We start from the raw sequence: 12,429 nt of genomic DNA on the forward strand, positions 1-12,429 counted from the left end.
ATTTCTTTAAATACTGAGTTTTCATGTATTAATTCGATTTTGGACTTAAAAAATAAATCCGGTCCGACGCTGTTGTGGGAAGGGTCTGGTCCGTTATCAAGGCGTGACTTGGCGAGCATCGTTGCCTTCCCATCACTGTTCGCGTGATGGCCCAGCCTTTCACGCCCCCGAATTCAAAGGACTCGCCCATGCTGCTGCGTTCACCTCCGTTCCTGTTTGCCGCCCTGACCCTAAGCTCGCTGGTGCACGCCGAAGATCTGCAATTGGCGCCGGTCGAAGTCACCACGCCAGAGGCCAGCGCCGGCGAAGTGGCCCAGGAACAGCTCAAGAGCGTGCCCGGCGCCACCAATTACATCGACATGAGCAGCGTGCAGCAGGGGCGGGTGAGCACCAACGAAGACGTGTTCAAGTACCAGCCGGGTGTGTATGCCAAGGCGGCGAATAACGAAGGGGTGAAGCTGTCCATTCGCGGTTCGGGCCTGAACCGCAGCCCAGGCGCCCACGCCTCCGGGCTCTATGAGATGTTCGATGGCTTGCCGTTGACCGGCCCCGGCGGCACCCCTTATGAACTCAAGGACCCATTGTGGCAAAGCCGCGTCGAGGTGTTGCGCGGCGCCAACGGTTTTGATCAGGGCGCGTTGGCATTGGGCGGCGCGGTCAACTACGTGACCCATACCGGCTACGACGCGCCCAAATTACAAGTGCGCTACGAAGCCGGCAGCCGTGGCTATGCCCAGCGCGAAATCAGTTCGGGCCAGGTGCTGGGGGATGCCGACTACTACATCAGCCTGACCGACTCGCAATCCGACGGCTACCAGCGCCAGAGCGCCGCCACCGGCAAAGGCATGGCCGCCAACTTCGGCTACCGCTTCAACCCGGACCTGGAAACCCGCTTCTACTTGCGCTACCGCGAAACCACAAACGACACCCCCGGCAAACTCACCCGCGCCCAGATCAGCCACGACCCGCGTGCTGCCAACAGCCTCAACGCCGCCCGTGACTCCAAGCGCCTGCAACCGGGCTCCACCTGGATCGCCAACAAGACCACGTTGCAACTGGACGACAGTTCGCGCCTGGAAGTCGGGCTGGCGTATCACGATTACCCGATGGACCTGCGCGAAGGCACCAACCGCCTCAAGGTGGCCTACACCGATATCAGCAGCACCTTGAATTACATCCGCCAGGACACGCTGTTCGGCCACGACAGCAAAACCACGCTCGGCCTGCGCACCACCCAGGCGATGCCCAACAACGGCACGTCGGAATACGTGCGCACGCCAGCCGGCAACACCCCAACCTACGCCCCCGGCACCAAGACCCGCGACTACAGCTACCTGGGCTCCGACACCGTGCTGCATATCGGCAATGACCTGGAACTGGTCCAAGACTTGTGGCTGACCACCGGCCTGGCCGCGATCTACACCCGCCGTGAAACCCAGGTCACCTATCCCGAAGGCCAGGCGCCGCTCAGCCAGCATGACTGGGACTACGCACCGCGCATCGGCCTGCGGTATGACTTCAGTCCGCAGCTGCAGGTGTACGGCAACCTGAGCCGCTCGGTCGAGCCGCCGCATGCGTGGTCGATGATCTGGGGTTCCAATAAGTACTTTCCGGCGGGAAGCGGCCCTGCCACTGGATTACAGCGCGAAGGTGTCAGTCTGAAAAACCAGACCGCCACCACCCTGGAAATCGGTGGCCGTGGCGAAGCATGGCTCGGCCAGTGGGACTTGGCGCTCTATCGCTCCGAAGTACGTCACGAACTGCTCACCGTGGAAACCCAGGCCCAGACCTCGACCAGCAATGCCATCGTCGCCGAGTCCAATGCCAGCCCCACCGTGCACCAAGGTGTGGAACTGGGCCTGCTCAGCCCGCTGTGGGACGGCGGCCGCAGCGGTAAGCTCGATGTGCGCCAGGCCTATACCTTCAGCGACTTCCACTACCGCGACGACGACCGTTTCGGCGACAACAACTTGCCGGGCATCCCCAAGCACTACTATCAGGCGCAACTGCGCTACAGCCACCCGACCGGCTTCTACACCAGCCTCAATACCGAGTATTCCTCACAGGTGGCAGTGGATTACGCCAACTCCTATTACGCCGCGTCCTACACGCTCCTGGGCGCGACCTTCGGCTACGACGCCCCCAAGCAGGACTGGCAAGCCTGGGTCGACCTGCGCAACCTCACCAACCGCCGCTACGCCAACACCGTCACGCCGGGCTACGACGACAAGGGCCTGGACGTCGCACGCTCCACCCCGGCCGACGGACGCGGGATCTACACCGGTGTCTCATGGAGCTGGCGCTAAGCCGGAGCTATCCAGCCCCTGTGGCGAGCGGTCTGCGACGGGGAGGGCCTTGCTCCTACATTGTTTTACTGGCATTGTTTGCGCAATTGGTAACTCTTCCCATTTGAGACTCTTTTGCGCATGCAAGATATTCCGGCCGCGCTGGGCGATTCAGTGCGTCAGCAGACCCTTACGGCGATGTACAGCGAGCACCACGGCTGGTTGCACGGCTGGCTGCGCAGAAAACTGGGGTGTTCCCAGCATGCCGCCGACCTGGCCCACGACGCATTCATCCGTGTGCTGATGCTGGCCGAGCCGCAAAATATCAAGGAACCGCGGGCCTTCCTGGCCACCACGGCAGTGCGTTTACTGATCGATGGCGCCCGGCGGCGACGCATTGAAAAAGCCTACATGGAAGCCCTGGTCATCCAGAGCGAGGACGCCGGCATGCCCGATCCGGCCGCGATCCATGTCGCCCTGCAAGCCCTGGAACGCATCGCCGAAATGCTTGCCGGCTTACCCGCCAAGGCCCGCGAAGCCTTCCTGTTGAGTCGCCTCGACGGGCTGACCTACAGTGAAATCGCCACGCGCCTGGACGTGTCCGCCAGCACCGTCAAAAACTACATCTCCAGCGCCCTGGTGCACTGCTACCACAGCCTGCATGCGGCAGACCCGCTGGCATGAACTCCGAACAGATCATCCAGCAAGCCGCGAATTGGCTGACACGCCTGCACGACGAAGAGGTCAGTGAGGCCGAGCGCCAAGCCTTCAACGCCTGGTGCCAGGCAGACCCGCGTCACGCGGTCGCCATCGAACGCATGCGCTCGCTGTGGGGCAGCCTCGACACCTTGCCTGCGCAACCTGCACGCCTGGCCCTGAACCGTGCGTTTGCGCCGCGACGCGCGCGCGGTGCGCAGGTGATGGGTGTGCTCGGCATCGTGCTGTGCGGCTGGCTGAGCCTGGAGCATCTGCCCGTTTGGATGGCCGACCAGCGCACCGGCGTGGGTGAGCGCCGCCAGATCGCCCTCGAAGACGGCAGTCAGTTGCAGCTCAACAGCAACTCGGCGGTGGACGTGAAATTCAACGGTCACCAACGGGTGATCGAACTGCTGCAAGGCGAACTCTGGGTCGACGTGGCCAAGGACGCGCAACGGCCCTTCGTGGTGCGCACCGACCAAGGCACGGCGACGGCATTGGGCACGCGTTACCTGGTCAAGCGTGCGCCAGACGGCACCACGGTGGTGACGGTGATCGAGTCCACCGTGGCAGTCAAAGGTGACAGCAGCGAAGGCGTCAAGGTCGCCGCCGGCCAGCGCTCGATCCTCGACCATGGCCGCGCCCAGCCGCCCCAGGCCAGCGGCAACACCGACCCGGACGCCTGGACCCGTGGCCTGCTCAAGGTCAATGACCAGCCACTTAGCGAGGTGTTGCAAACCCTGGCCAGCTACCGCCACGGCCTGCTGCGCTTCGACCCCCAGGCCCTGCAGAACCTGCGGGTGACGGGGGTGTTCAAGCTGGATGACACCGCCGCGGCACTCTCGACGTTGGCGGATAACCTACCGATCCAGGTGGAGTACTTCACCGACCTGCTGGTGGTGGTCAAGCCGCGCTAGCGTTCGTTCTGGCGCAGGCGCTTGTACAAGGTGTTGCGGCTCACCCCCAGCTCCCGCGCCAGGTGGGAAATATTCCCACCGGCCGCCTTCAGACGCTGGGTCAGGTCGATGCTGTCATCCAGGTATTCGCTGGCGCGCAGCGGCGCTGTCACTTTCAAATCCACAAAAAAATCATCCGGCAGATGTTCCGGGCGGATCGGCTGTTCCTCGGCCATCGCCAGCGCCACCTGCAACACGCTGCTCACCTGGCGCAGGTTGCCCGGCCACGGGTGCTGCTCGAACAGCGCCAGCACCTCGGCGCTGAGCCCGGCCCATTGGGTGGGCTCACGGTGCTGCTGCCACAGCTGCTGGAACAGTGCCCGCTTGTCGCTGCGCTCGCGTAACGGCGGTAATTCAAGGGTCAGGCCGCCGATGCGGTAGTACAAATCCTCGCGAAAACGCCCGGCCTGGACCAGCTCGCGCAAGGCCCGGTTAGTGGCCGAGATAATGCGCAAATCCACCGGGAACAACTCGCTGCTGCCCACCGGTTGCACGCAACGCTCCTGCAATACCCGCAACAGGCGCGCTTGCGTCGGCAGCGGCATATCGCCGATTTCATCGAGGAACAGCGTGCCTTTGTCGGCCTTGCGGATCAGGCCGATGCTGCCTTTCTGGTTGGCGCCGGTGAACGCGCCTTTTTCGTAGCCGAACAGTTCCGATTCCACCAGCTCGGCGGGAATCGCCGCACAGTTCACCGCGATAAAGGCCTGCTGGCTGCGGGAGCTGGCCTGGTGCAAGGCCTTGACGAAGACCTCCTTGCCCACGCCGGTTTCACCGTGGATCAGCAACGGGATGTCCTTCTCCAGCAAACGCTCGCCCTGGCGCACAGCTTTTTCCACGCGCACATCACCAAAGTGCAGGGTCTTCAAACCAATCGCGGCGGGCTTTGGCGCAACGGGCTCGCTGAACACGCGGGCCTGCACCGGCATCTGCTTGGGCCGTTTGAGCAGGCACTGGAAGCGATTACGTCCCGCCGCCTGCAACGAAAAAGGCAGGCCCTCCGGTTGATTGAGCAACTCCAGCAGCGACACCTTGAACAAACTGTCGATCATCACCCGCGACAGACTGATGCCCAGCAAGTTGTCGGCACGACGGTTGGCCGAGAGCACCTGACCGCTCTCATCAAAGATCAGCAGGCCCGCCCACTGGCTGTCGAGGTTGCTCAGGCCGGTGTTGAACGTCAGTTGGAAGTGCTCACCGCGAAACAGGTTGAGGATCAGCCGGTTTTCCACGGTCTGGCTCATCATCTTGACCATGCCCAAGGTGTGGGAGGGCGGCAGGTAGCTGTCGCTGGACACATCCAGCACCGCGATAATTTCGCGCTGGGCATCGAAGATCGGCGCCGCTGAGCCGGTCATGAAGCGGTTGGCCTTGAGGAAGTGTTCGTCGTGTTCGATATGCACCGCCTGGGCACAGGCCAGTGCGGTGCCGATGGCATTGGTGCCGCTGGAGCGCTCCCTCCAACTGGCGCCGGCGCTGAAGCCACGGGCCAGCTTGGGCTCGATAAAGCGCTGGGTGCCCCAACTGGTCAACACCTGGCCTTGGTTGTCGGCCAGCATGATCAGGCAGTTGGAGTTGCTCAGGATGTTTTCGTAATAGGGCAGGACTTCCTGATGCGTGGTCTGCACCAGGGAATGCTGGCTTTCCAGCAATTGGCTGATGCCCTCGGCGGGCAGTTGATCGAAGCTGGGCGTGCTCTGGTGGTCCAGGCCGAAGGCGCGGCAACGGCGCCAGGATTCCTGGATAAGGGTGTCGTGAGCCAGGGGTTCGGCCATGGGGCGACCTTCTTTTTATTGTTTTGGGGTCTTGCACAATCCAGCGGATGTAACCAGATCAATCGGGTTCAAAGAGTGTTGTTCAGAACTGTTCATTGTCAACCCCAGGACTGTTCAATTGTTCAGCCCAATCTGTTCATTTCTGTTCGCTCCTGAACATCACGTTCAGCCCATTGCCTTGTGGATCAAGCACCTGCCGTTTTTGGCATGAAACTCGCTCTGACGACTGGCCAGATTCATTCCAATAATAAAAAAGGTCGTGTCATGTCATTGACCCTGGAACATGTCTCCCGCGTCGTCGAAGGTCAAACCTGGATCGACGACGCCAACCTGCGCTTCGAAGCCGGTTCCTTCAACGTTTTGCTTGGCCGCACCCTGTCCGGCAAGACCAGCCTGATGCGCCTGATGGCCGGCCTGGACAAACCCGACAGCGGCCGCATCCTGATGAACGGCGTAGACGTCACGCAAAAGCCAGTGCGCCTGCGCAATGTGTCGATGGTGTATCAGCAGTTCATCAACTACCCGACCATGACCGTGTTCGAAAACATCGCCTCGCCGTTGCGCCAGGCCGGTGTGTCCAACGAGCTGATCCAGAGCAAAGTGCTGGAAACCGCCAGGATGCTGCGCATCGAGAAATTCCTGCAGCGCCACCCGTTGGAGTTGTCCGGTGGCCAGCAGCAACGTACGGCCATGGCCCGGGCCCTGGTGAAAGACGCCGAACTGATCCTGTTCGATGAGCCGCTGGTGAACCTGGACTACAAATTGCGCGAAGAGCTGCGTCAGGAAATGCGCGAGCTGTTCAAGGCGCGGCATACCATTGCGATCTACGCCACCACCGAGCCTAACGAGGCCCTGGCCCTGGGCGGCACCACCACCATTCTTCACGAAGGCCGGGTGATCCAGAGCGGCAAGGCGGCCGAGGTCTATCACCAGCCACAGACCGTGTTGGCCGCTGAGCTGTTTTCCGAGCCGCCGATCAACCTGATGCCGGGGCGTATCAGCGGTAACGAGGTGAGCTTCGCCAATTTCGTGCACTTCCCGTTGAACGTCGACCTGCGCCCCATCGGCGAAGGCGAATTCCGCTTCGGCGTGCGCCCCAGCCATATCAGCCTGGTGCCGAGCAACGACGACGACCTGGAGCTGGCGGTGACGGTGGAAGTCGCCGAGATCAGCGGTTCGGAAACCTTCCTGCACGTGCGCAGCGAGCACTTTCTGCTGGTGCTGCACCTGCCGGGGGTGCACGAGTACGACGTCGACGCGCCGATCCGTGTGTATATCCCCACCCATAAACTGTTTGTGTTCGATGGCCAGGGCCGTTTGGTCCAGGCCCCCGGGCGCCGCGTCGCGAGGGTTTCCTGATGGCCGAGATCCATTTGCAGAACCTGGCGCACAGCTACAGCCCTACACCGAACGGGCCTGAGGACTACGCCATTCGGGAAATGAACCATATCTGGGAGCAGGGCGGTGCCTACGCCTTGCTCGGGCCGTCGGGCTGCGGCAAGTCGACCCTGCTCAATATCATCTCCGGCCTGCTCAGCCCGTCCGAGGGCCAGGTGCTGTTTGACAGCAAAGTGGTCAACGACCTCACCCCGGAAAAACGCAACATCGCCCAGGTGTTCCAGTTCCCGGTGGTGTACGACACCATGACGGTGTTCGATAACCTGGCCTTTCCCCTGCGGAACCAGGGCATGGCCGAGGCGAAAATTCACAGCAAGGTGCAGGAAATTGCCGAAGTCCTCGACCTGCAAACCCTGCTGAGCAAAAAAGCCCGCAACCTCACGGCCGATGAAAAACAGAAAGTCTCCATGGGCCGTGGCCTGGTGCGTGACGACGTGTCGGCAATCCTTTTCGACGAACCGTTGACGGTGATCGACCCGCACCTGAAGTGGAAGCTGCGGCGCAAGCTCAAGCAGATTCACGAGCAGTTCAATATCACCATGGTCTACGTCACCCATGACCAGCTTGAGGCCTCGACCTTCGCCGACAAGATCGCGGTGATGTACGGCGGGCAGATCGTGCAGTTCGGCACGCCCCGTGAGTTGTTCGAGCGGCCGAGCCACACCTTTGTCGGCTACTTCATCGGCAGCCCTGGGATGAATCTGATCGAAGTGCAGGCCGAGGCCGGCGGTGTGCGGTTTGCCAGCACGCTGCTGCCGTTGTCCGAGGCCCTGCAACAACGCATCGCCGGCAGCCACTACACGAAGCTGCAAGTGGGCATCCGCCCGGAATTTATCCACGTATGGGACGAGCACAACCCTGACGCGCTGCAGGCCGATGTCACTCATGTCGAAGACCTCGGCACCTACAAGATCATGACCCTCAACCTCGACGGCGCCACCCTCAAAGTGCGCCTGGCCGAAGACAAACCGGTGCCCGAGGGCAGGGCGTCCATCAGCTTTCCCGCGCAGTGGCTGATGGTGTATGCCGACGACTACCTGCTGGAGGTGCAGCCATGAACAAGGTGCAGAACAACAAGGCCTGGTGGCTGGTGTTGCCGGTGTTCCTGCTGGTGGCGTTCAGTGCGGTGATCCCGATGATGACCGTGGTCAACTATTCGGTGCAGGACATCTTCGACCAGTCCAGCCGCTACTTTGTCGGCGCCGACTGGTACAAACAGGTGCTGCTCGACCCGCGCCTGCATGACTCGCTGCTGCGCCAGTTCATCTATTCGGCCTGCGTGCTGCTGATCGAAATCCCTCTGGGCATCGCCATCGCCCTGACCATGCCGACCAAGGGCCGCTGGTCGTCGCTGGTGCTGATCATCCTCGCCATTCCGCTGCTGATTCCGTGGAACGTGGTGGGCACCATCTGGCAGATCTTCGGCCGCGCCGATATCGGCCTGCTGGGCTACAGCCTCAACGCCCTGGGCATCAGCTACAACTACGCGGCCAACACCATGGACGCCTGGGTCACGGTGCTGGTGATGGACGTGTGGCATTGGACTTCACTGGTGGCGCTGCTGTGCTACTCCGGGCTGCGGGCTATCCCCGATGTGTACTACCAGGCGGCGCGTATCGATCGGGCCTCGGCGTGGGCAGTGTTCCGACATATCCAGTTGCCGAAAATGAAAAGCGTGCTGCTGATCGCGGTGATGCTGCGCTTCATGGACAGCTTCATGATCTACACCGAGCCCTTCGTCCTCACGGGCGGCGGGCCGGGTAACGCCACCACTTTCCTCAGTCAGACGCTTACCCAGATGGCCGTAGGCCAATTCGATCTGGGCCCGGCGGCGGCGTTCTCCCTGGTGTATTTCCTGATCATCCTGTTGGTGTCCTGGCTGTTCTACACCGCCATGACCCACTCCGACGCCAACCGCTGAGGCCGCCAACATGAGCAAGCGCAAGGTTATTCCGCTGCTGATCTACATCCTGTTCCTGCTGGTGCCGATCTACTGGCTGCTGAACATGTCCTTCAAGAGCAACACCGAAATCCTCGGCGGGCTGACGCTGTTTCCGCAGGATTTCACCCTGGCCAACTACAAGGTGATCTTCACCGACCCGAGTTGGTACACCGGTTACCTCAACTCGCTGTACTACGTGAGCCTGAATACGGTGATTTCCCTGAGTGTGGCGTTGCCGGCAGCCTATGCTTTCTCGCGCTACCGCTTCCTGGGCGACAAACACCTGTTCTTCTGGCTGCTGACCAACCGCATGGCGCCACCGGCGGTGTTCCTGCTGCCGTTTTTCCAGCTGTATTCGTCCATCGGCCTGTTCGACACGCACATCGCCGTGGCCTTGGCCCACTGCCTGTTCAACGTGCCATTGGCGGTGTGGATCCTGGAGGGCTTCATGTCCGGGGTGCCCAAGGAAATCGACGAAACTGCCTACATCGACGGCTATAGTTTTCCCAAGTTCTTCGTGAAGATTTTTATCCCGTTGATCGGCTCCGGCATCGGTGTGACCGCGTTTTTCTGCTTCATGTTTTCCTGGGTCGAGTTGCTGCTGGCGCGCACCCTGACCTCAGTCAACGCCAAGCCCATCGCGGCGGTGATGACCCGCACGGTGTCGGCCTCGGGTATCGATTGGGGCGTGCTGGCAGCGGCGGGGGTGTTGACCATCCTGCCCGGCATGCTGGTGATCTGGTTTGTTCGCAACCACGTGGCCAAGGGCTTTGCCCTGGGCCGGGTCTGAGGAGTCGATGATGGAATGGATGGCCTGGACCACCCCCACTGCACTGTTCTTTGGCGGCATTGCCCTGATTCTCGCGGGCATGACCACCTGGGAGCTGCGCTCGCCGAGCATCCCCCGGCGCGGCTTGCTGCCGATCAGCACCACCCGTGGTGATCGCTTGTTTATCGGTCTTCTCGGCAGCGCCTACCTGCATTTGCTGGTGATCGGCGTTACCGACTGGAGCATCTGGGTAGCGTCCGCGCTCTCCCTGGTATGGCTGTTGAGTGTGATGCGTTGGGGCTAGTGCCCCGACACTTTGTAGGAGCGAGCTTGCTCGCGAAAATCGCCAACGATAACGCGGGCATTCTGGATGTACGCGGTGTCCTCGGGTTTTTCGCGAGCAAGCTCGCTCCTACAGGGGGTTGTGGCGTTTGTAGTCCTTTTTGAAATTAACCAGGAGGTCTCTATGTTGAATAAAAACAATAAGCTGCGACATAGCATTTCATTGGCCGCCGTACTGGCCCTCAGCGGTTTGAGCGCCACGGCCTGGGCCGATGCGTATGAAGATGCGGCGAAAAAGTGGATCGGCAGCGAGTTCAAACCGTCGACTCTCACGGCCGACCAGCAGTTGGAGGAGTTGAAGTGGTTTATCAAAGCCTCGGAACCGTTCCGTGGGATGAAGATCAACGTGGTGTCGGAAACCCTCACCACCCACGAGTACGAATCCAAGGTACTGGCCAAGGCCTTCAGTGAAATCACCGGGATCAAGCTGACCCACGACCTGCTGCAGGAAGGCGACGTGGTGGAGAAGCTGCAAACCCAGATGCAGTCCGACAAGAATATCTATGACGGCTGGGTCAACGATTCCGACTTGATCGGTACGCACTTTCGCTATGGCAAGACTGAATCCATCACCGACCTGATGGCCAACGAAGGCAAGGCCTTCACCTCGCCAACCCTGGATATCAAGGACTTTATCGGCATCTCCTTCACCACCGCGCCGGACGGCAAGATCTACCAGCTGCCCGACCAGCAATTCGCCAACCTCTATTGGTTCCGCGCCGACTGGTTCGAGCGTCCGGAACTGAAAGCCAAGTTCAAGGAAAAATACGGCTATGACCTCGGCGTGCCGGTGAACTGGTCGGCCTACGAAGACATCGCCAAATTCTTCAGTGAAGACGTCAAGGAAATCGACGGCAAGCGCATCTATGGGCACATGGACTACGGCAAGAAAGACCCGTCCCTGGGCTGGCGCTTCACCGATGCGTGGTTTTCCATGGCCGGCGGCGGCGACAAAGGCCTGCCCAACGGTTTGCCGGTGGATGAGTGGGGCATTCGCGTGGAGGACTGCCACCCGGTGGGCTCCAGCGTGACCCGTGGCGGCGACACCAACGGCCCGGCCGCCGTGTTCGCCACGCAGAAATACGTGGACTGGATGAAAGCCTACGCGCCACCGGAAGCGGCGGGCATGACCTTCTCCGAATCCGGCCCGGTGCCGTCCCAGGGCAACATCGCCCAGCAGATCTTCTGGTACACCGCGTTTACCGCCGACATGACCAAGCCGGGCCTGCCGGTGGTGAACGCCGACGGCACGCCGAAATGGCGGATGGCGCCGTCGCCGGTCGGGCCGTATTGGGAAAAGGGCATGAAGAAGGGGTACCAGGACGTGGGTTCCTGGACGTTCCTCAAGTCGACGCCCGAGAAACAGAAACTCGCGGCTTGGTTGTACGCGCAGTTCGTGACCTCGAAAACCGTGTCGCTGAAGAAAACCATCGTCGGCCTGACGCCGATTCGTGAGTCCGACATCAACTCACAGGCCATGACCGACATGGCGCCGAAACTCGGTGGCCTGGTGGAGTTCTACCGCAGCCCGGCGCGGGTCGAATGGACCCCGACCGGCACCAACGTGCCGGACTACCCACGCCTGGCACAGCTGTGGTGGAGCAACATTGCCGCCGCCGCCAGCGGCGAGAAAACCCCGCAACAGGCCCTCGACAACCTGGCCAAGGAGCAGGACGCGATCATGACGCGCCTGGAACGCTCCAAGGTGCAGCCGGTATGCGGTCCGAAAATGAACCCCGAGCGTGATGCGCAATACTGGTTCGACCAACCGGGTGCGCCGAAACCGAAACTGGCCAACGAGAAGCCGAAAGGTGAAACCGTGGCCTATGGCGACCTGCTCAAGCAGTGGGAGGCCGCGCGTAAGTAAACGTGCCCGGGCATGAAACACAAAACGGCACCCAGGTGCCGTTTTGTTTTGGTGCAAACATAAAGCAGCTCTGTGACCGATGACGCGCGTTGGTCAGGCAATCCTGAGTATGGGCAGCTTAGTCTCGTGGCGGCCTTCGGGCCGACCATGTATTTGGAGTTGACCGAGTACATATCCGTTGCTGCGGTAACGGCTGCTTAGGGTTCCGCTCTTACAGCGGGTCACTTTTGGAAGAGCGCCAAAAGTAACCAAAAACGCTTCGCCCCAACACTCGGCACCTCGCCTAGGCTCGGTGTGCCCTCACTCCGGCTTTGGAGCGTGGGCCGCCGCAATGGGCCATCCTTGGCCCAGTGCGGCTAACCCGGCGTCCTGCCGGGTTACCCACGCTCCAAAGCCTGC

At 61.3% G+C, this 12,429-nt stretch carries 10 protein-coding genes; 9 read left to right on the forward strand and 1 reads right to left on the reverse strand.

Annotated elements, in window-relative coordinates; translation table 11 throughout:
- Positions 1–188: 188 nt before the first annotated feature.
- The 3 genes from AD670_RS04175 to AD670_RS04185 all read left to right on the forward strand — a co-directional run bounded on the left by AD670_RS04175 (position 189) and on the right by AD670_RS04185 (position 3,898).
- Positions 189–2,306, forward strand: coding sequence for a TonB-dependent receptor domain-containing protein (locus tag AD670_RS04175; RefSeq protein ID WP_053128573.1), 2,118 nt, complete (start codon positions 189–191; stop codon positions 2,304–2,306).
- 120 nt (positions 2,307–2,426) lie between these two features.
- Positions 2,427–2,969: a sigma-70 family RNA polymerase sigma factor gene (locus tag AD670_RS04180; RefSeq protein ID WP_053128575.1), complete on the forward strand. Its 543-nt coding sequence runs from the start codon at positions 2,427–2,429 to the stop codon at positions 2,967–2,969.
- Positions 2,966–3,898, forward strand: coding sequence for a FecR family protein (locus AD670_RS04185; RefSeq protein ID WP_053128578.1), 933 nt, complete (start codon positions 2,966–2,968; stop codon positions 3,896–3,898). The genes AD670_RS04180 and AD670_RS04185 overlap by 4 nt, the downstream gene beginning before the upstream one ends.
- On the opposite strand, the gene AD670_RS04190 is transcribed toward AD670_RS04185, so the two are convergent.
- Entirely contained in the window at positions 3,895–5,712 is a 1,818-nt protein-coding gene (locus tag AD670_RS04190) for a sigma-54-dependent Fis family transcriptional regulator (protein ID WP_053128579.1), read from the reverse strand. The two genes, AD670_RS04185 and AD670_RS04190, sit on opposite strands and share 4 nt — an antisense overlap.
- A 264-nt stretch (positions 5,713–5,976) precedes the next feature.
- Between AD670_RS04190 and AD670_RS04195 the strand changes: the two genes are divergently transcribed.
- The 6 genes from AD670_RS04195 to AD670_RS04220 all read left to right on the forward strand — a co-directional run bounded on the left by AD670_RS04195 (position 5,977) and on the right by AD670_RS04220 (position 12,030).
- On the forward strand, positions 5,977–7,071 hold the full coding sequence (locus AD670_RS04195) for an ABC transporter ATP-binding protein (RefSeq protein WP_053128580.1): 1,095 nt from the start codon (positions 5,977–5,979) through the stop codon (positions 7,069–7,071).
- Positions 7,071–8,168, forward strand: a complete 1,098-nt coding sequence (locus AD670_RS04200; protein WP_053128582.1) for an ABC transporter ATP-binding protein — start codon at positions 7,071–7,073, stop codon at positions 8,166–8,168. Before AD670_RS04195 ends, AD670_RS04200 begins: the two co-directional genes overlap by 1 nt.
- Complete coding sequence (locus tag AD670_RS04205; RefSeq protein ID WP_025858174.1) at positions 8,165–9,031, forward strand: carbohydrate ABC transporter permease; 867 nt, start codon at positions 8,165–8,167, stop codon at positions 9,029–9,031. The genes AD670_RS04200 and AD670_RS04205 overlap by 4 nt, the downstream gene beginning before the upstream one ends.
- 10 nt (positions 9,032–9,041) lie before the next feature.
- Positions 9,042–9,842 carry a carbohydrate ABC transporter permease gene (locus tag AD670_RS04210; RefSeq protein WP_003174634.1) on the forward strand — a complete coding sequence of 267 codons (801 nt, stop codon included), beginning with the start codon at positions 9,042–9,044 and terminating at the stop codon, positions 9,840–9,842.
- Positions 9,843–9,852: 10 nt separating this feature from the next.
- Positions 9,853–10,125: a DUF2160 domain-containing protein gene (locus AD670_RS04215; protein ID WP_014718862.1), complete on the forward strand. Its 273-nt coding sequence runs from the start codon at positions 9,853–9,855 to the stop codon at positions 10,123–10,125.
- 162 nt (positions 10,126–10,287) lie between these two features.
- Positions 10,288–12,030 (forward strand): ABC transporter substrate-binding protein, encoded by a 1,743-nt coding sequence (locus AD670_RS04220; RefSeq protein ID WP_053128584.1) that lies wholly within the window; start codon positions 10,288–10,290, stop codon positions 12,028–12,030.
- Positions 12,031–12,429: the final 399 nt, after the last annotated feature.

The organism is Pseudomonas sp. MIACH (assembly GCF_001269925.1).
In the GTDB taxonomy this organism is placed as follows: domain Bacteria; phylum Pseudomonadota; class Gammaproteobacteria; order Pseudomonadales; family Pseudomonadaceae; genus Aquipseudomonas.